This is a genomic window from Paucidesulfovibrio longus DSM 6739 (genome assembly GCF_000420485.1).
Taxonomy (GTDB): Bacteria; Desulfobacterota; Desulfovibrionia; order Desulfovibrionales; family Desulfovibrionaceae; genus Paucidesulfovibrio; species Paucidesulfovibrio longus.
The window spans coordinates 382,024-400,411 of the sequence record NZ_ATVA01000011.1; the positions used below are offsets into that span (position 1 = coordinate 382,024).

Annotated in this window: 15 protein-coding genes; 8 read left to right on the forward strand and 7 right to left on the reverse strand. The window is 65.6% G+C overall.

Annotation, left to right across the window (positions count from 1 at the left end; all coding sequences use genetic code 11):
* Nucleotides 1–82: 82 nt before the first annotated feature.
* Nucleotides 83–2,152: an elongation factor G gene (locus tag G452_RS0103575; RefSeq protein WP_022660888.1), complete on the reverse strand. Its 2,070-nt coding sequence runs from the start codon at nucleotides 2,150–2,152 to the stop codon at nucleotides 83–85.
* Between the two features lie 330 nt (nucleotides 2,153–2,482).
* On the opposite strand from G452_RS0103575, the gene G452_RS20370 reads away from it, so the two are divergent.
* The 3 genes from G452_RS20370 (at nucleotide 2,483) to G452_RS0103595 (ending at nucleotide 3,971) form a co-directional block, all read left to right on the forward strand.
* Nucleotides 2,483–3,028, forward strand: a complete 546-nt coding sequence (locus G452_RS20370; protein ID WP_022660890.1) for a periplasmic heavy metal sensor — start codon at nucleotides 2,483–2,485, stop codon at nucleotides 3,026–3,028.
* A complete protein-coding gene (locus G452_RS0103590) occupies nucleotides 3,025–3,342 on the forward strand; it encodes an SHOCT domain-containing protein (RefSeq protein WP_022660891.1) in 318 nt (105 codons plus the stop codon). The genes G452_RS20370 and G452_RS0103590 overlap by 4 nt, the downstream gene beginning before the upstream one ends.
* Nucleotides 3,343–3,503: 161 nt before the next feature.
* A complete protein-coding gene (locus G452_RS0103595; protein ID WP_022660892.1) occupies nucleotides 3,504–3,971 on the forward strand; it encodes a hypothetical protein in 468 nt (155 codons plus the stop codon).
* Between the two features lie 39 nt (nucleotides 3,972–4,010).
* Here the strand turns inward: G452_RS0103595 and G452_RS0103600 are convergent, their stop codons facing one another.
* Nucleotides 4,011–5,345 (reverse strand): L-cysteine desulfidase family protein, encoded by a 1,335-nt coding sequence (locus tag G452_RS0103600; RefSeq protein WP_022660893.1) that lies wholly within the window; start codon nucleotides 5,343–5,345, stop codon nucleotides 4,011–4,013.
* A 16-nt stretch (nucleotides 5,346–5,361) separates the two neighbouring features.
* Nucleotides 5,362–5,883 (reverse strand): hypothetical protein, encoded by a 522-nt coding sequence (locus G452_RS0103605; protein ID WP_022660894.1) that lies wholly within the window; start codon nucleotides 5,881–5,883, stop codon nucleotides 5,362–5,364.
* A 165-nt stretch (nucleotides 5,884–6,048) separates the two neighbouring features.
* On the opposite strand from G452_RS0103605, the gene G452_RS0103610 reads away from it, so the two are divergent.
* From G452_RS0103610 to G452_RS0103620, 3 genes are all read left to right on the forward strand, one after another.
* Nucleotides 6,049–7,806 (forward strand): chloride channel protein, encoded by a 1,758-nt coding sequence (locus G452_RS0103610; protein WP_040368188.1) that lies wholly within the window; start codon nucleotides 6,049–6,051, stop codon nucleotides 7,804–7,806.
* 412 nt (nucleotides 7,807–8,218) lie between these two features.
* Nucleotides 8,219–8,824, forward strand: coding sequence for a GNAT family N-acetyltransferase (locus G452_RS0103615; protein WP_081650454.1), 606 nt, complete (start codon nucleotides 8,219–8,221; stop codon nucleotides 8,822–8,824).
* Nucleotides 8,821–9,270 (forward strand): DUF1499 domain-containing protein, encoded by a 450-nt coding sequence (locus G452_RS0103620; protein ID WP_081650455.1) that lies wholly within the window; start codon nucleotides 8,821–8,823, stop codon nucleotides 9,268–9,270. The genes G452_RS0103615 and G452_RS0103620 overlap by 4 nt, the downstream gene beginning before the upstream one ends.
* A gap of 145 nt (nucleotides 9,271–9,415) precedes the next feature.
* On the opposite strand, the gene G452_RS0103625 is transcribed toward G452_RS0103620, so the two are convergent.
* From G452_RS0103625 to gcvH, 4 genes are all read right to left on the reverse strand, one after another.
* Nucleotides 9,416–10,765 (reverse strand): dihydrolipoyl dehydrogenase family protein, encoded by a 1,350-nt coding sequence (locus tag G452_RS0103625; RefSeq protein ID WP_022660898.1) that lies wholly within the window; start codon nucleotides 10,763–10,765, stop codon nucleotides 9,416–9,418.
* Between the two features lie 107 nt (nucleotides 10,766–10,872).
* Nucleotides 10,873–12,318, reverse strand: coding sequence for an aminomethyl-transferring glycine dehydrogenase subunit GcvPB (gcvPB, locus tag G452_RS0103630; RefSeq protein WP_022660899.1), 1,446 nt, complete (start codon nucleotides 12,316–12,318; stop codon nucleotides 10,873–10,875).
* A complete protein-coding gene (gcvPA, locus tag G452_RS0103635; RefSeq protein ID WP_022660900.1) occupies nucleotides 12,315–13,649 on the reverse strand; it encodes an aminomethyl-transferring glycine dehydrogenase subunit GcvPA in 1,335 nt (444 codons plus the stop codon). The genes gcvPB and gcvPA overlap by 4 nt, the downstream gene beginning before the upstream one ends.
* 218 nt (nucleotides 13,650–13,867) lie before the next feature.
* The gene (gcvH, locus tag G452_RS0103640; protein ID WP_022660901.1) at nucleotides 13,868–14,248 is read right to left on the reverse strand and encodes a glycine cleavage system protein GcvH; all 381 of its coding nucleotides are present in this window, start codon (nucleotides 14,246–14,248) and stop codon (nucleotides 13,868–13,870) included.
* 463 nt (nucleotides 14,249–14,711) lie between these two features.
* On the opposite strand from gcvH, the gene G452_RS0103650 reads away from it, so the two are divergent.
* Nucleotides 14,712–16,712, forward strand: coding sequence for a VWA domain-containing protein (locus G452_RS0103650; protein ID WP_162141268.1), 2,001 nt, complete (start codon nucleotides 14,712–14,714; stop codon nucleotides 16,710–16,712).
* A 59-nt stretch (nucleotides 16,713–16,771) separates the two neighbouring features.
* Nucleotides 16,772–17,557: an ABC transporter ATP-binding protein gene (locus G452_RS17875; protein ID WP_022660904.1), complete on the forward strand. Its 786-nt coding sequence runs from the start codon at nucleotides 16,772–16,774 to the stop codon at nucleotides 17,555–17,557.
* Nucleotides 17,558–18,388 lie beyond the last annotated feature (831 nt).

Genomic DNA, 18,388 nt, shown 5'->3' on the forward strand with positions numbered 1-18,388 from the left:
CCCGCACCTTGCAACGCCAATGGAAAAGGGCGGCCCTTCCGGGCCGCCCTTTGTTTTGAATATCGCAATGAATCCAGGAAGATTATTCTTCCTCGGCGTTTTTCTTGTGGGCCTTGATGACCTGTTCGGCCACGTTGGGCGGGCATTCCTCGTAATGGTCGAATTCCATGGCGAAGGTGCCCTGGCCCGCGGTCATGGAGTTCAGGTCCGGGGCGTACTTGAGCACTTCCGACATGGGCACGTGGGCGCGGATTTCCGTCAGGCCCGCGTTGGAGTCGGAGCCGAGCACCTTGCCCCGGCGGCCGGAGAGGTCGCCGATGACGTCGCCCATGTAGCTGTCGGGCACGGCCACGGTGACGAGCATGATGGGTTCGAGCAGCTTCACGCCGGCCTTTTCGCAGGCTTTCTTGTAGGCCAGGGAGCCCGCCACCTTGAAGGCCATCTCCGAGGAGTCGACCTTGTGGTAGGTGCCGTCGTAGAGGGTGGCCTTGAAGTCGATGAGCGGATATCCCGCGAGGTAGCCGCGCTGGGCCGCTTCCTGGATGCCCTTGTCCACGGCCGGGATGAACTGGTTGGGAATGGCGCCGCCCACGATGTTGTCCACGAATTCGTAGCCGCCGCCGGAGGGCAGGGGCTCCATGTGGATCCAGCAGTCGCCGAACTGGCCTCGGCCGCCGGACTGCTTCTTGTGGCGGCCCTGGATTTCCATGGCCTTGCCCTTGAGGGTTTCCCGGTAGGGCACCTTGGGGGTCTTGAGCACGATCTGGACCTTGGAGCGGCGCTTGGCCTTTTCCGCGGAGACCTCGATGTGGTTCTGGCCCATGCCGGAAAGCAGGGTGTCGCCGGTTTCCTCGTCGCGGGCCATGGACAGGGTGATGTCCTCGTCGAGCAGCTTGTGCACGGCGGAGTAGACCTTGTCCTCGTCGCCCTTTTCCGCGGGGGCCAGGGCGTAGGTGATCAGCTGCGGGGCGATTTCCGGCTTCTTCAGCTCGAACTGGCCCTTTTCGGGCACCAGGGTGTCGCCGGTGCGGGTATACTTGAGCTTGGTCAGGGTCACGATGCTGCCGGGGCCCATGGGCTCCTTGGTCTGGGCCTGGTCCTTGCCCTGCATCAGCAGGAGCTGGCCCACGCGTTCCTTTTCGCTGCGGTTGACGTTGAGCAGCGCGCTGTCCGGGGTCAGGGTGCCGGAAAGCACGCGCACCACGGAGAGCTGGCCCGCAAAGGGGTCGGCCAGGGTCTTGAAGACGAACATGGCCAGGGGCTCGTCGGGCGAGCTTTTGCGAACGGAATCGTCCGCGCCGATCCAGTCGGCGTGGTCCAGGGGCGAGGGCATCAGATCCTGGATGGTGTTCAGGAGCATTTCCGCGCCCTTGTTTTCCAGGGCGGAACCCACGACAACGGGAACGAGGTCGCCGGAGAGCACGCCCGCCTTGAGGCCCTGGATGACCTCGTCCGGGGTCAGCTCGCCTTCCTCGAAGTACTTCTCCATCAGGGCTTCGTCGGATTCGGCCACGTTTTCGATCATGGCCTCGCGCATGGCTTCGATGTCGTCGGCCATGTCCGCGGGAATGTCCGCCTTGGCCGCGCCGCCCTGGTCGTCGAACATGAGGGCCGTGTTGCCCAGCAGGTCCACGACGCCTTTGAAGTTCTCCTTGGAGCCGATGGGGTGGTAGAGCAGCACGGGCTTGATGCCGAGCATGTCGCTCAGCCCGGCGAAGGCCATGTCGAAGTCGGCGCGGTCCCGGTCGATCTTGTTGATGAAGACCATGGCCGGCAGACCGGCTTTCTTGACTTCGCTCCAGACCTTGCGGGTGTGCGGCTTCACGCCGTCCACCGCGTCGATCACGAGTACGGCGCTGTCCGCGCCTGCAAGAATGTAGCTGAGGTCGCCGCTGAAGTTGGCGTCGCCCGCCGCGTCGATGAGAAAATGCTGGTTCTTGTTCCATTTGTAGTTGGCGAAGCCGGGCTGGATGGAGCCGCGGCGTTTCACTTCCTCGGGCTCGTAATCCAGGGAGGTGGTTCCCTCCTCGATTTTACCCAGCCGGTTGATGACTCCGGTCTTGAACAGGAGCATTTCGGCTACGGAGGTCTTGCCGCAGCCGCCATGCCCAACCAATGCGTACGTTCTCTGGCTTTTCAATGCGTCAGACATTCCCAACTCCATTCCACTCAGGTTTTGTCGAGCGAAGGCCCGAAAAATCGGCCCGCCGCGCACGAGCAGCAGTTTTTAAGGGTTTAGACCTATAGGAACAGCAGCCGCATCTTGTCAAGGGGGGACCGGGACTTGAGCGACTCTCTAAGGGCTTGAAGACAGAATAAAATTGGAGCGCATCCAGAAACCGCCCCAGGGCTTGTGAAAAAAAGCATAAGCGCAGAGGCGGGGTTCGTCTCAAAGTCAAGGCCCGGAAATGGGAAAATCATGACGCCTCCTTCCATTCGCTGGCTGTTGTGTTATGCTAAAAGGCAAACATCGGAGGTCAAAATGAATAATCGTACAAACAAAAATGGTTCCCTGGCCCTGGCGCTCGTGTTGGGGCTTCTGCTCGCGTTTTTCGCCTCTCCGGCCCTGGCCCAGATGGGCCCCGGCATGATGGGAGGAGGGCACGGCTACGGCTCGGGCAGCGGGCAAGGCTACGGACCGGGCTACGGCATGGGTCCGCAGGGCTGGGGCCAGCCCTACACGGCGGAACAGCAGACCGCCTACTGGAACATCGCCCGCAAGTATTCCCAGCAGCAGAGCGAGCTGAACTCGAAGCTCTGGCCGCTCCAGGCGGACCTGAACGCAGCTCTCGCGTCCGACAAGCCCGATGCGGCCAAGGCCCGGGAGATCGCAGATCAGCTCGGCGACCTCATGGGCGAGATGTACAAGCTGCGCATGGCGTTTTCCATCGATCTGCGCGAGGCCGGCCTGCCCGTCTACAACATGATGGGACCGGGCATGGGCTCCGGCATGATGGGCTACGGAGGCGGCTACGGCATGATGGGTCCGGGAATGATGGGTCCGGGAATGATGGGAGGCTGGCAGTGATCGGCCTTTCCGGCTTGGCGCTGCCTGCCGCGCAATACGGCGGGACAGGACCGGGGCAGGGCATGAACGGCTTCGGCACGGGCTGGGGAGGGCACATGTACATGCCTTTCGGCGGCCTGTTCATGATCGTGCTGCTGGTGGTGGGGGTGCTGCTGGTCTTCCTGTTCCTGCGCTCCGCCGCCCGCAAGACGCCGAGGTCCGAGTTCGAGACGCCGCTGGAGCTGCTCAAGGGGCGCTACGCGCGCGGCGAGATCGACCGCGAAGCCTATCTGGCCATCAAGAAAGACCTGGAAGAACGCGGCGAGGGCGATTGAATCGCCCTTTCCGGCAGTCCTGAACGAGGCCCCTTGGAAACGAGGGGCCTTTTCGTTTTCCGGCTGCGGACCGCAAAGAGGCCGCCCGCTCTGCCGATATGCCGGAACGCATTGCCACGGCGTGGGATTTGTGGTTTTCTGTGCGCAAAGAGGAGCCTGACATGCCGTTGCCGGACTACCACGAGCGGGCCGAACGAATGCAGCGCGGACTGGCCCGCGCCCTTGCCGCCGATCCCACGCTCTTGAACTTGCCGGGCCGCTCCCTGGCCTGCAAGGTCGATCCGCTCTACTACCTCGCGGTGCAGCCGCTGTTCGACGAGGCCCTGGAACGCTGGGCCGGGCTGATGCCGGGCAGCGCGCCCGACGTCCTGGTGCGGACCGGGGCCTACGTCACCCACCCGCCGGACCGGGAGCACGTCCTGACCCTCGGCGTCTCCTGGGGCGGCAGAACCATGCGCGTGCGCGCCAGCTTCGTGGACGCGGATTTCATAGACCGCGCCCTGCGGCTCTATGCCGGGGCCGCGCGCGGCCTGGAACTGTCGGACCTGCGCATCAGCTCCGAGGACCGGGAGCTGGTGGAAAAATTCTTCGAAAACAAGACCGCGCCCCGAAATCTGGCCTATGCCTGATTGCGGGGCGCGTCGGTCGGGCTTGGTCCCGCTTCCTCGCTAGTCGCCGCGTTCCGCGGTGAGCTGCTTCTCGATCATGATGTTCAGGATGGTGCGGTCCGTCTCGATCATGCCCTGGGTGGAGAGTTCGCCCACGTTGCGCATGGTCTGCTCGGACGAGCAGCCGATGATTCCGTCCGTGTCGGCCACGTCGACGCCCTGGAGCGCGAAGAGGGCGGACTGCACGGCGGACCCGGCTGCGGTGTTCAGCTTCAGGGCGCAGGCGGCCTTGGCCCCGTCGCAGATGACCCCGGCCAGGTCGGCCACGAGGTTCTTGATGGCGCCGGAAACATGCCTGGCGTCGCCGCCGAGCAGGTAGGCGACCCCGGCCGCGGCTCCGGCCCCGGCGGCCACGGAGCAGCCGCAGACGGCCGAGAGGCGGCCCGTGTGCGCCTTGACGTAGGCCGTGATCATGTGGCTGAGGGCCACGGCTTCGAGCATCTGCCGCTCGCTGATGTGGACATGGTCCGCCACGGCGCGGATGGGCAGGATCGCTGTCAGGCCGTGGTTGCCGCTGCCTGCCGAACTCATGGCCGGAAGGTTCACCCCGGCCATGCGCGCGTCCGCCGCCGCCGAGGTAAGGATGCGCGCCGAGAGGATCATGTCCCGCTCCATGAGGCCCTGGCGGGCCATGCGGTCCAGAGCCTTGCCGATGCCGAGTCCGGAACCGTGCTTGAGGCCGTGGGCCGCGAGCAGCTCGTTGCGCTTGACTCCTTCCATGAGAAACGCCAGATCGTCGTCGTCCAGGTCGTCGGTCAGGGCGATGATTTCGTCCAGGCTGCGGGCCATGAGCCATTCTTCCAGCGCGGCCACGCCGCTCTTGCCGTCCGCCGCGCGCGGGGCGAGCAGGGCGTGTCGGGCGAGGTCCGTTCCGTCCAGGCGCAGGGCCGTGATGTTGTCGTGCAGCCCTTCGATTTCGGCCTCGGCCGCGCGGTCCCCGGCCTGCACCCGCGCGCGGATGAACAGCCCCTGGCGCTCGCGCAGCAGATGCACGGACACCTTCTTCGCGCCCTTGGCGGCCAGGGCGGCCTTGCGGGCCGCCTCCGGGATGGAGCCGAGCACCTGGAGCCTGAGGCCGGGGTCGCCGCCGAAGGCGCCCAGCGCGGCAGCCGTGTCCAGGCCCTTGAGGTCGGGCGCGCCGGGAATGGAGACGGCCAGTCCGTTCTTGTAGACGTTGGGATCCGTCCAGACCTCCACGGCGTCCACGCGGCGCACGTCGGCGTCGTCGAGCAGCGAGGCCGCGGCCGCCGCGGCGAGCGCCACGGCCACCGGCTCGGTGCAGCCCAGGGCCGGAGCCACTTCCAAACGCAGGATGTCCTTGACGGTAAAGCTCATGCGCGCTCTCCGGGGATCATTGCTGCTTGGTCTGGCTGTTCGGGCAGGAATCCGAGAGGAAGCAGATGGGGCAGCCGCCCTTGTAGGGCATGTGGGTGAAGACCGCGAACTGGTGGTCCAGGGTGCCTTCGGGGTTCCAGGAAAGTCCCAGGGACTCGAAGGCGTCCTGCACGGCGGGACCGGGCTTGGGCAGCGGGGCGCACTGGCCCTGGTCCAGCTCCGGGATGAGGTGTCGCGCCGCGATCATGACCATGGTGATGGCCAGGTTATGGAAGCTCATGCCCGCTGTGGGCGAGTCCTGCCAGATGCCCTCGATCTCGCTGTCCACGTCCTTGTCCAGCCAGAGCAGCAGGTAGGCGTTGTTGCCCTTGGCGTTGGTCAGCTTGCGCGCGTTGAGATGGCTCTTCCACTTTTCCCAGCGCTCTCCCAGCTCGTCCATGAGATCCTGGTCCATGCGGGTTTCTTTGCTGATTTCGGAATAGATCCAGATGTCGAATTCCGGATTCACTTCGACGTTCTCTATCTTCAACTCGCTCACGTGCGTGTCCTCCGATGATGTTTGATGGTCCCATACCCGCTTTCCCCGCGCGGCTCAAGCCGCCTTTTCCGGCGCAGGCGGTTCACAGCTCCGCGTTTTCCTGATAGTTTCAAGGCGTAATTCGCGCAGAGCGCTTTCGGACACCTCAACGAACCGAAGATGATCATGCCGAACCGATTCCTGCATTCGCTGCTCGCCCTGCCGCAAAAGAACCGCGAGGTGGCCAACCTGCTGCTGGCCATTCTCATCGGCGGCCTGGCCGGGTATGGGGCGCTCTTTTTCCGCTACGTGCTCATGTCCACGCAGTGGCTGTTCTATCAGCACAGCGCGGACGCCCTGACATGGCTCGGCGCGGTGCCCTGGTGGCTGAAGATCGTGCTGCCCGCGGGCGGCGGCATCGTGGTCGGGCTGATCGTGCATTACTTCGCGCGGGAGGCCAAGGGCCACGGTGTGCCGGAGGTCATGGAGGCCATCGTGCTCCGCAACGGGCAGATCCGCAAGCGCGTGGCCTTCGCCAAGATCGTGGCCTCGGCCATCACCATCGGCTCCGGCGGCTCCGTGGGCCGCGAAGGCCCCATGGTCCAGATCGGCGCGTCCATCGGCTCTTCCGTGGGGCAGGTCTTCAAGGTGCCGAGCATGGACATGCGCACCATGGTGGGCTGCGGCGCGGCCGCGGGCATCGCCGCCACCTTTAACGCGCCCATCGCGGGCGTGCTCTTCGCCCTGGAGATCATCGTGGGCGACTTCGGGCTGTTGTCCTTTTCGCCCGTGGTGCTTTCCTCGGTCACGGCGACGACCATCTCGCGCTATTACCTCGGCGACCTGCCCGCCTTCGTCATCCCCGACTATTCCATCGTCTCCCTCTGGGAGTTCACGTTCTACCCTATTCTCGGCGTGCTCACGGCCCTGGCCTCGCTGCTGTTCATCAAGACGCTCTATGCCTTCGAGGACGGCTTCGAGGCCCTGCGCGTGCCGGACTGGACCAAGCCCGCCCTGGGCGGAGCCCTGCTCGGCGTGGTGGTCATCTTTTTCCCGGAGACGTTCGGCGTGGGCTACGGGGCCATGAACCTCTCCCTGACCAACCAGATGACGGGCTGGTGGCTGCTGCTGCTCGTGTTCGTGAAGATCCTAGCCACCTGTCTCGTGCTCGGTTCGGGCGGGTCCGGCGGCATCTTCGCGCCGTCCCTGTTCATGGGGGCCATGCTCGGCGGAGCCTTCGGATGGGCCATGAACGCCATTTTCCCAGGAATAACGGCCCAGCCGGGCGCCTACGCCCTGGTGGGCATGGGGGCCATGGTGGCGGGCACGACCTATGCGCCCATCACTGCCATTCTGATCCTTTTCGAGCTGACCAACAGCTACTCCATCATCCTGCCGCTGATGATCACCTGCATTTTGGCCACGATCATCAACTCCACGGTGCGGCGCGGCTCCATCTACACCACCAAGCTGCTGCGGCGCGGCATCGACATCATGGCGGGCCGGGCCGGAAACGTCCTGCAATCGCTGCTGGTCAGCGAGGTCATGGACGACAACGTGCACGTCATCCCGGAATCGGCCGCCCTGGAGCGGATCATCTGGACCTTCAAGACGGAGAACGCGCCCTACCTGCACGTGGTCGACAGGGATGGCAGGCTGACCGGGATCATCTCCTTCCGCGACATCCGGGCCGTGCTCAACGAGCCTTCGCTGTTCAAGCTGGTCATCGCCAAGGATCTGGCCACCTGCCGCCCGGCGGTGGTCACGCCCAGCGACACGCTCCAGGTCGCCTCGCAGCTGCTCTCCAGCAAGGGTGTTTCCCAGCTGCCCGTCGTGGATTCCGAGGCGGGCTTCCATCCCATCGGCACGCTCAAGGAATCGTCCCTGACCGCCGCCTACAATCAGGCCATGGTCCGGCACGCCATCATTCGGGAGGAAACCTAGCCGGCCGACCTTTCTGGGCGGAGCTTTTTTTTTCGCCAGGCACTGGAAAACAAGGAATATCCATGATGACGGTGTGTTCGCAGCGGTTTTCGCGAGGCGGAATATCTGCCGTCCGGCATGTATTCGTCTTGCGCGGTGCGCCGATGCGGCGTATTTCGTGAATCAGCCCGGCGATGTTCGTGATGCCGGGCAGCCCGCAAGGAGCGGCTCCCGCCGGGAAAACCGGCAGAGAGGACGGCGCTGGACGCCGGTTCCTGTCTTCGGGGGGGGAAGTCCGTACGCACGCGGGTCCGGGCAATCCGGCATCGGCATGGGCATTGAGGGGAGAACGTTTTGCGGTTTCAGGCGAGGCCCGGCGGCCCGCTCAAGCGGCGGCGTCCTGCGGCCCGCAGTCTGCGAGAGGAGTCTGTGAATGTCTGGTGAGAAGCGCGAGGCGCAGGGTAAGGATATGTTGCGCCTCCGGCCCATTTCCGTTGATGACGCGCCGCATATGGTGCGGCTTTTGGGTGAGGACCGCGAAGCGGTGATGTGCATGGCCCGCATGCCCTGGCCGCTGACCCTCGAAGGGGCGCGCCAGTGGTTGCGCAACATTGCCAAGGGCGAGACCGTATTCGCGGTCTTGCGGCCCTCGGACGGGGTCTTCCTCGGCACGGTGGGGTTCTGGCCCGGCCGGGGAGACGACTCGGAAACCTTCGAAATCGGATATTTCATCGGTCGGGAATTCTGGAACCAGGGCTTCGCCACCGCAGCGGTGGCAAAAGCCGTCGAATCGGCCCGCCGGGTGGGCGTGGAATGCCTCCAGGCCCTGGTCCGGCCTGAGAACGCCGCTTCCATCCGCGTCCTGGAAAAGAACGGTTTTCTCTTTCTGGGAGAGGTGCAGCGCGACCAACCCCTGCGCGGCGGCATGCGCACGCTGGAGCTTTGGGAACGCGACATCGAGCCCCTGGGCAAGAGCCGGGACACAGAGGCCATGCGCGAATCCCTGCGGCGCAGCAAACCTCGCGGCTGGGACGAATGAGTGTCCGCCGTATGCTCAACCTGGCGGCCATGATGTCCCTGCTGGTCATTTCCTCCTGCGCGTCGAGCCCTCCCCAGGGACTCGGCGTTCATGGCGGCGGTCTTTCGGCCTGTCCGTCCAGCCCCAACTGCGTCTATTCCGCGGATCCGGATGCGGATCGCCGGGTCGAGCCCCTGCCGGCCGACGGGAGCGTGGACGCGGTGCTGGACCGTCTGGCGAAACTGGTGGAGTCGCAGCCGCGTGCCACGGTGGTCCGGCGCGACGGCGCCTATCTGCATGCGGAATTCCGCAGCAGGGTCTTCGGGTTCGTGGACGACGTGGAGTTCCTTTATCTGCCCTCGGAGGGGCTCGTGCAGATGCGCTCCGCGGCGCGTCTGGGCTGGTGGGACATGGGCGTCAACCGCGCCAGGGCGCAGCGCCTGCGCGAGCAATGGCTGCGCAACTGAGCCGGGCCGGGGCGTTTCACGCGGACTTCGCTGAAATCCGCAAGAAACGCTTCCGCATGCGATTCGACAAGAAAAGGGAGAGCCGAGGCTCTCCCTTTTCTTGTTTCCGCCTGCTGCGCGGGCGGCGGGGCGCGCACGCTTCCGGCTATTCTCCGAGCAGGGCGTGCATGAGGGCCTCGTCCAGGGTCGGGTGCGCGAAAATCAGCTCCTCGGCCTGCTCGCGGGTCCAGCCTTCCCGGACCATGATCGTGGCCGCGGTGCAGAATCGCGAGGCGTCGTGCCCCACGGCGGTGACGCCGACCACGCGGCCCTCGCTCCAGACCACCTTGACGAAGCCCTGAGTGGCGGCGTGGGCCTGGGCGATGGGATTGGCCGCCCACTGCGCCGAGGTGGTCGCGCAATCCCGCCCGGCTTTTTCCAGATCCGAAGGCATCAGGCCCACGCGCATGCATTCCGGAGAGCCGTAGAGCACGCTGGGCACGGGGCCGTGGGCATAGGGCGCGTCGATTCTGCCCGCCAGGCGCAGGGCCGCGTAGCGGGCCTGGTTGGACGCGGCGTGGGCCAGCTGGATGCGGCCGTTGGCGTCGCCCACGACATAGACGTGGTCGGCGGCGCGCAGACATTCGTCCGTCTTGATCCAGCCCGGCCCGACGAGTTCCGCGCCCAGGGCCTCCAGGCCGAGATCCCGGGTGTTGGGGCGGCGGCCCACGGCGATGAGGGCCTTTTCCGCCTCCACCTCGCTGCCGTCGTCCAGGGTCAGCAGGGCGCGGCCTTCCTTCGTGACCACCGAGGCCACCTTGACCCCGGTGCGCACGTCCCATTTCCAGCGCCGGAACACGGACTGGAGCGCCTTGGACACTTCCGGATCCTCCAGGGAGGCCACGCGGTCCAGGGCGTCGAAGAGATGTATTTTCGCCCCCATGCGGTGCGCGGTCTGGGCCATTTCCAGGCCGATGAAGCCCGCGCCGATGACGATCAGGCTTTCCGGCATGTTCTCCAGGGCCAGGAAGCCGTCCGAGTCGAGCACGGCCTCGCCGTCCGGGGCCAGCCCCGGAAAGGAGGAGGGGCGGCAGCCCGTGGCGACCACGAGATCCGCGTATTCGAGCACCACGCTGGCGGTCTCGGCGGAAACTTCCACCCGTCCCGGACCGGCCACGCGGGCCTCGCCGTCGTAGAGGTCCACTCCGGCGGTCTTGAGACGCGCGGCCATGGCCTTGCGGGTTCCGGCCAGGAGCTTGTCCTTGCGGTCCTGGAGCGCGGTCCAGTCCACGCGGATTTCGCCGTCCGCGACCTTGACCCTGGCCTGGGCGTGCAGCTCTTCGATGGCCGAGGTGGCGCCGAGCATCAGCTTGGTGGGGATGCAGCCCCGGTTCAGGCAGGTGCCGCCCAGGGCGCTGCGCTCCACCAGGGCGGTTTTCAGGCCCAGGCCCGCGGCCTGGACCGCGCAATCGAATCCGCCGGGTCCGGCTCCGATGACCACGAGATCGTATTTCACGGTGCGTGTCTCCTTGAATTAAAGAAACGGGCCGCATCCCCTGATCAGGGAGCGGCCCGGTATCAATCAATGTGTCTGCATCGTCGGCCCGTTCAATCGCCGGTTGTCTAGGCGTCGTCCGCCAGGATCATCTCCCTGGCCGCCCTGGTCTCGTCCAGCCGGGTCACGGGCTTGGTCACGGGCGCGGCCGTGATGGAGTCCGGGTCGGTTTCCACGCGGGCCGCGATTTCCAGCAGGTCGTCCACGAAGCGGTCCAGGGTGGCCTTGTTTTCCGTCTCCGTGGGCTCGATCATGATGGCTTCCTTGACGATCAGCGGGAAGTAGACCGTGGGGGCGTGGTAGCCTTTGTCGAGCAGTGCCTTGGCGATGTCCAGGGCGTGGACGCCCTTTTCGGCCTGGCGCACGGCGCTGGCCACGAACTCGTGCATGCAGGTGCGGTTGTAGGGGATCTCGAAGGCGTCCTCCAGCCGCTTGCGCATGTAGTTGGCCGAGAGCACGGCGTTCTCCGTGGCGCGGGTCAGCCCCTCGCGGCCCAGGCGGAGGATGTAGGCGTAGGCTTTGAGCACCACGCCGAAGTTGCCGTAGAACGGGGCCACGTAGCCGATGGATTTTGGCTGGTCGTAGTCCAGGAAGAACTGGCCGTCCTCCAGCCGGACCACGCGCGAGATGGGCAGGTAGGGAGCCAGCCGCTCGCTGACGCCCACGGGGCCGGAGCCTGGCCCGCCGCCGCCGTGTGGCGTGGCAAAGGTCTTGTGAAGGTTCAGGTGCACCACGTCGAAGCCCACGTCGCCCACGCGCATCTTGCCCATGATCGCGTTCAGGTTCGCGCCGTCGTAGTAGAGCAGGGCGTCGACCTCGCGGAGCATGGCCACGATTTCGGGCAGGTTCTTCTCGAAGAGGCCCAGGGTGTTCGGGCAGGTCATCATCATGCCCGCGACCTCGTCGTCGAGCACTTCGCGCAGGGCGGCCGGGTCCACGATGCCGTTCTTCGACTCGATGCTGACGACCTCGTAGCCCGCGATGGCCGCACTGGCCGGGTTGGTGCCGTGGGAGGAGTCCGGGCAGATGATCTTGGTCTTCTTGTTGCCCTTGTCGCGGTGGTAGGCCGCGATGAGCATCACGCCCGTAAGCTCGCCGTGCGCCCCGGCCATGGGGTGCAGGGTGAAGGCGTTCATGCCCGTGATCTCGCAGAGCAGGCGCTCGGTGTCGTGGATGGCCTCCAGCGCGCCCTGGCAGAGGCTGCCCGCCCCGGTGAGCTGCGGCAGCACGGGGTGCAGCCGGGTGAAGCCCGGCAGGGCCGCGACCTGCTCGCAGAACTTGGGGTTGTATTTCATGGTGCAGGAGCCGAGCGGATAGAAGTTTCCGTCCACGCCGAAGTTCTTCTGGGACAGCTCCGTGAAGTGGCGGACGACGTCCAGCTCGGAAACCTGGGGCAGGCCGGCATTCTCGCCGCGCAGCAGCCCGGAGGGGAGAAAGTCGGTGGCGTTCATTTTTCCGGCGCGGGGCCAGACGCCTTCCCGGCCAGGAACGGATTTCTTGAAGATGGTCTTCATGCCAGCACCCCCCGGAGCATTTCAGCGAACAGTCCGATCTGTTCCTCGCTGGTTTTTTCGGTGCAGGCCACCAGCAGCCCGTTTTCCAGGCCCTCGTAGTAGCGGCCCAGCGGGAACCCCGCGACCACGTTGCGTTCCAGAAGCCTGGAAACCGCCTCGTAGGCGTTCACGGGCAGAAGCACGGCGAATTCGTTTCCGAAGGAGCCCTGGGTCAGCATTTTCACGCCGGGAATGGCTGCGAGGCGTTCGGCGGCGTAGTGGGCGCGTTCCATGGAGAGCAGCGCGGTGCGTCTGAGGCCTTCCTCGCCGAGCAGGCTGAGGTGGATGATGGCCCGCAGGGCGCAGAGCGCCTGGTTCGAGCAGATGTTCGAGGTGGCCTTCTGGCGGCGGATGTGCTGCTCGCGGGCCTGAAGGGTGAGCACGTAGCCCGTGCGGCCCTCGGAGTCCTCGGTGCGTCCGGCCACGCGGCCCGGAAGCTGGCGGACCATCTTGCGGGTGCAGGTCATCACGCCGAGGTAGGGGCCGCCGAAGGAGAGCGGCAGGCCCAGGGACTGGCCCTCGGCAACGGCCACGTCCGCGCCCATCTCGCCGGGCGTCTTGAGCACGGACTGGAGCACGGGATAGGTCAGCAGCACGCAGACGGCCTTGTGCTCGTGCGCGGCGGAGAAGAGCGCGCTGAAATCGTTGACGCTGCCGAAGAAGTTCGGGTTCTGGACCAGCACGGCGGCGGTTTCGCCGTCCATGGCCGCCAGCAGCCCGTCCATGTTCGTATTGCCCTCGGCGTGGGGCACGGTGACCAGCTCCAGGTCCAGGTTGGTGGTGTAGGAGCGGAGCATGACCCGGTAGATCGGGTTCAGGGACTCGCTGACCACCACCTTGCGCCGCTTGGTCTGGCGCACGGCCATCATCAGGGCCTCGTAGAGGGCGGTGCCGCCGTCGTAGACGCTGGCGTTGGCGCATTCCAGGCCCATCAGCCGCGACATGGCGGTCTGGTATTCGAAGATGGCCTGGAGCGTGCCCTGGCTGGCTTCGGGCTGGTAGGGGGTGTAGGCGGTGTAGAACTCCCCGCGCGAGGAGAGCGCGTCCACGGCGGCGGGGATGTGGTGGTCGTAGAAGCCCGCGCCCAGGAAGCTGATTTCCGGGTTGGCGTTCTTGGCGGCCAGCCGTTCCATGTGCGCCAGCACTTCCATTTCGCTGCGGCCTTCGGGCAGGTCGAAGCTTTTCGGCCGCATTTCATCCTTGATCTCGGCGAAAAGCTCTCCGACGCTTTTCGCGCCGATGACCGCGAGCATTTCCCGGACCTCGTCCGGGGTATGGGGAACGTAAGGCATTGCTTCTCCTTGGCAGACGGAACAGGACCGAAAGAGCCCTCATTGGCGCGGCGCCGTCCATGCCGGGCGGCGCCGGGATGATTCTGGCCCGGACCGCGCGCTTTTGCAATGATAGAGCCGGACGGCGCGAACGACAACGCCCCGTCGCGGCTGTGCCGGTCCGGGGCGGAAGCGCGCCCGGCGCGCGAAATCGCCCCGCGCGGGGCGAATCGGCCCGGCTAGTGGCCTTCGGACTCGATAGCGGCCTGATAGCCCGCCGCGTCCAGCAGCCCTTCGGGAGCGCCGGAGGTCTTGACCTTGACCAGCCAGCCTTCGCCGTAGGGGTCGGCATTGACCTTCTCGGGCGCGTCTTCCAGGGATTCGTTGATCTCGACGACCTCGCCGCCCACCGGGGCGTAAAGCTCGCTGGCCGCCTTGACGGACTCGACCGAGCCGAACTCGTCGCCCGCCGCGAAGGTGTCGCCCACGGAGGGCAGTTCGACGTAGGTCAGGTCGCCGAGCTGCTGCTGGGCGAAGTCGGTGATGCCGAAGGTGGCGGTGTCGCCTTCGACCTTCACCCATTCGTGGGACTTGGCGTAGAGCCTATCATTGGGGATCATGTCTGGACCTCCTTGGGTAATCCGTAAAGATGGGTTCCCTTATCATTCCTTCATGCGGAATGAAAGTCCGTATTTGTGGACAGGGCCGAAATAATATCGGTGCATATTTCGCGAAGCGCAATGATGTTCGGTCCGGGATGCGTTTCGAAGAAGGATGGATCAAGTTTTTCGCAGCCCGTAGCGTTTTCCATGAGGCGTTTCGCATTGTTCAGCTTCAAATGAGGATGGTTCCGCGTGATTGTGGCATTCCCCTATTGATTGTCATCGGGCCGTAGTTTAGTGTTAAGACTCTATATCCTAATCAGTGTCGAGGGGTGCAACTGTTGGATTGATCGGCATCGGCTGGTCCGAGGGAACCGTTGGAGGGGGCGAGATGTATCGTCGTGCATTGACGGCTGTTGTGACTGCGTTGCTCTTGTTGGGACTTGCATCCGGCGGTTTCGCGCAGGATGCGAAGAAACCAGTGGTCATCGAGGGCAAGAAGATCCTTCCCCTCCGGGTGCTGTGTCGTCCGTTTTCCACGGTCTACAAGAGCCCGGACGAGGCCTCCGGCACCGCGCGGGAAAACGTGGCCGCCTTCACGTCCTTTTACGTCTACACCCGGCCCTCGGCAGAGGAACGGGAGATGGAAAACGGCTGGTACGAGGTCGGCACGGACAATCGCGGATCGACCATCGGCTGGATGAAGTCGTCCGACGTGTTCGAGTGGAAGCAGACCATGTGTCTGGCCTATACCCACCCGCAGGACCGCAAGCCCGTGCTGATGTTCGAAGGGCGGGCCCCGCTGGACGCGCTGCTGGGAAAACCCCAGGCCGAGCGCGTGTCCGAGGCGGAAAAGCTGTACCAGACCATCGCGGCGGGCGCTCCGCCGGCGGATTTCCCCGTGGTTTCCGTGGAGCCGCAGAAATACATCGACATGTCGGACCAGTTCTACCTCTTGCCGATCCTCAGCTTCGGCACGGTGGAGCTTGACGGCCGCGAAGGCCGCGTCGTGCAGCTCGCCGCCGTGACCAAGTCCGGTCCGGGCGCGCGCGAGAAGTCCGACATCCGCTCCAATCCGGGATATCTCCAGGAGGCAACCTCCTCCTCGACGCAGGTCAGCCCCGAAGACCTCAAGGATCTCAAGATCGACATCGTCTGGGTCATGGACACCACGGTTTCCATGCGGCCCTATATCCAGAAGACCATGCAGGTGGTGCGCGACGTTTCCGAACAGATCACCCTGGACACCAACGTGGCCAAGGGCATGAAGTTCGGCATCTGGGGATACCGCGACCCGGCGGACATGATTCCCGGCATCGGCTACACCACGAACAACTATACCCCGAAGCTTCAGGGCGTGGGCGATTTCATGCAGACCCTGGCCGGGGTGGACGTGACCCAGGTGGACTCCGAGGATTACGCCGAGGACGTCTTCTCCGGCATGGCCGACGCCATCCAGAACACGCAGTGGACGCCCGGCGCGATCCGCTTTCTCATCCTCGTGGGCGATGCTCCCGGACACGAGCTGGGGCACAAGTTCAACGCCTCCGGCCAGGACGAGCTGACCATCCGCAACTTCGCCAACGACCAGTCCGCATACATCTTCGCCGTGCACGTCAAGAACCCCAAGGCCAAGCAGCAGTACCACGACGCAGCCGAACGGCAGTTCAAGGAACTCTCCCGCAACAAGGGCACCAGCGGGCAGGCCGCCTACTGGAGCGTCTTCTCCGACGACATGGATGGCTTCACCAGCATTTCCATGGACGTGGCCACCAGGATCACGAATCTGATGAGCGGAGCCATGAAGGGCAGCGTTCCGACCGCGGCCGCAGCCGGAGGCGAGATGGCCGGACTGAACTCCTCGCCCGCGGCGTCTCCGGCTCCCGCCGCCTCGGCCTCGGCAGCTTCGGCAGCCGCGCCGGGCAGCCAGGTCATGGACGAGGTCGTGCGCGCGGCCCTGGTGGAGTGGATCGGCTCCAAGACGGGCGCGCAGGCCCCGCGCGACATCGTGGCCTGGGCCGTGGACAAGGATTTGCTCAATCCGGCCATGCAGTCCATGGAAGTGCGTCTGCTGGTCACGAAGAACCAGCTCGACTCGCTCAAGACCGTGCTCGACGAGATCATGGCGGCGGGCCTGCGCGGGCAGATCAGCTCCGAGAAGTTCTTCGACGCGTTGCAGGCCACTTCCGCCGCGGCCGCGCGCGATCCCGAAAAGATCAAGAACGCTTCGCGCCTCGCGGATACCGGGCTCGTGCCGGAATTCTTGGACGGCCTGCCCTACAAGAGCCAGCTCATGGACATGAGCAACGAGCTTTGGGACGCCATGGGCGTGGACGGCCAGGATTCCTTCCTGGACCAGCTCGACGCGCGCGTGAAGACCTATCAGGAAATCCACGACAGCCCGGCCCTCTGGGTCGAATTGAACAAGGGCGACGACCCGGACGAATTCGTCTACCCCATCAGCCTGGAACTGCTTCCGTAGCGTATGAACCGCGTCCGCCCCGGCCTCGCGCCGGGGCGGCGATCCGGTGTGAGGCCAGCATGAATTCCCTCGGCGAAGCTTTGTCCGGCGACGAATCCGTCGTCTACCGTCTGCGCGGCGTGCGCAAGCTGCGCGAGAAGGGCGGCGTGAGCTTCGAGCTTGAAATTCCGGAGTTCACGGTTCGGCGCGGCGAGTTCATCGCCGTGGTCGGGCCTTCGGGCTGCGGCAAGTCCACGCTGCTCGACATGCTCGGCCTCGTGCTCAAGCCGAGCGAGGCTCGCGAGTTTTCCTTCCGCTGCGGCGGGCAGGGCGAGCTGGCCGGGCTGGCCGGGCTGAGCGAACGGCGTCTGGCCGAAGTGCGCCGCAGCTGCATCGGCTATGTGCTCCAGAGCGGCGGACTCCTGCCGTTTCTGAGCGTGCGCGAGAACATCCTCCTGCCCTGTCGGCTCAACGGACAGCGCGGCGCGGGGGACGTGGCCGCCCTGGCCGCCCGGCTGGGCATTGCGGACCAGCTCGGCAAAAAACCCCAGCATCTTTCCGGCGGGCAGCGGCAGCGGGTGGCCATTGCCCGCGCACTAGCCCACAGACCTCCCTTCGTGCTCGCGGACGAGCCCACGGCGGCCGTGGACAAGCTCACCGCCGAGGAGATCCAGAAGCAGTTCAAGGAGATTTCCCGCCAGCTCGGCGTGACCCTGGTGCTCGTGACCCACGACCTGGGACTGGCCCGTTCCGGCGCGGACCGCCTTTTCAGCTTTCGCATCCGCCGCGAAGGCGCGGAGCGCACCGTGTCCACCCTGGTGGAAAAGGGCCTCGGCAAACACGCGGAAGCCGGAGGGGCGGCATGATGGGCGCGCGCGGCATGGTCCTGCGGCTTTCCCTCGCCGACTTGCGGCACGAGTGGATTCTCTCGGTCTGTCTGGTCATGGCCGTGGCCGCCGTGCTTTCGCCCTTGCTGATCCTGTTCGGCCTCAAGTTCGGGACCATCGAGATCATGCGCGAACGGCTCATCGAAGACCCGCGCAACCGCGAGATCCGTCCGATGATTTCCCGCAGTTTCGAGCGCGACTGGTTCGCGGGCATGGCCGCCCGCCCGGACGTGGCCTTCGTGGTGCCCTTCACCCGGCAGATATCGGCGCAGGTGGAGGCGCGGCTCAAGGACGGCGCGGAGCACGTTTCCCTGGACGTATTGCCCACGGCCGCGGGCGACCCCCTGCTGCTGCAAAACGGCGCGTCCGTGCCGGGCGAGGGCGAGTGCGTGCTCTCCGCGTCCGCTGCCGAGGCGCTCGGCGCGCAGCCCGGATCGGTGCTGACTCTGGGGGCCAGACGGCTCCGGGGGACGCAATACGAAAAGGCCGAAACCGAGCTTCGGGTCGCGGGAATTGCGCGGCCGCGGGCAACGGTGCTCAAGTCCCTGTACGTGCCCCTGCCGTTTCTGGAGGCGGTGGAACGCTACAAGGACGGGCAGGCCGTTCCCGAATACGGCTGGCCCGGAGATCAGGCCCTGGCCTACCCTGTCTATGACGGACTGGCCGTGATTCTGGCCGAGCCGTTGTCCAAGGTGGACGAATTCCGCCTCATCAACAATACGGGCTTTTCCCGGAAGGAGCTGCTCGCTCCGGGCGACATGGTCGAGCGCCTGGGCTGGAGCATCGCCCCTGGGCCGAGCGTGTATCTGG

Coding starts and splice junctions, on each gene's coding strand:
- G452_RS0103575 (WP_022660888.1), bottom strand. CDS start 2,152: ATGTCTGACGCATTGAAAAGCCAGAGAACGTACGCATTGGTTGGGCAT.
- G452_RS20370 (WP_022660890.1), top strand. CDS start 2,483: ATGAATAATCGTACAAACAAAAATGGTTCCCTGGCCCTGGCGCTCGTG.
- G452_RS0103595 (WP_022660892.1), top strand. CDS start 3,504: ATGCCGTTGCCGGACTACCACGAGCGGGCCGAACGAATGCAGCGCGGA.
- G452_RS0103600 (WP_022660893.1), bottom strand. CDS start 5,345: ATGAGCTTTACCGTCAAGGACATCCTGCGTTTGGAAGTGGCTCCGGCC.
- G452_RS0103610 (WP_040368188.1), top strand. CDS start 6,049: ATGCCGAACCGATTCCTGCATTCGCTGCTCGCCCTGCCGCAAAAGAAC.
- G452_RS0103615 (WP_081650454.1), top strand. CDS start 8,219: ATGTCTGGTGAGAAGCGCGAGGCGCAGGGTAAGGATATGTTGCGCCTC.
- G452_RS0103620 (WP_081650455.1), top strand. CDS start 8,821: ATGAGTGTCCGCCGTATGCTCAACCTGGCGGCCATGATGTCCCTGCTG.
- gcvPB (WP_022660899.1), bottom strand. CDS start 12,318: ATGAAGACCATCTTCAAGAAATCCGTTCCTGGCCGGGAAGGCGTCTGG.
- gcvPA (WP_022660900.1), bottom strand. CDS start 13,649: ATGCCTTACGTTCCCCATACCCCGGACGAGGTCCGGGAAATGCTCGCG.
- gcvH (WP_022660901.1), bottom strand. CDS start 14,248: ATGATCCCCAATGATAGGCTCTACGCCAAGTCCCACGAATGGGTGAAG.
- G452_RS17875 (WP_022660904.1), top strand. CDS start 16,772: ATGAATTCCCTCGGCGAAGCTTTGTCCGGCGACGAATCCGTCGTCTAC.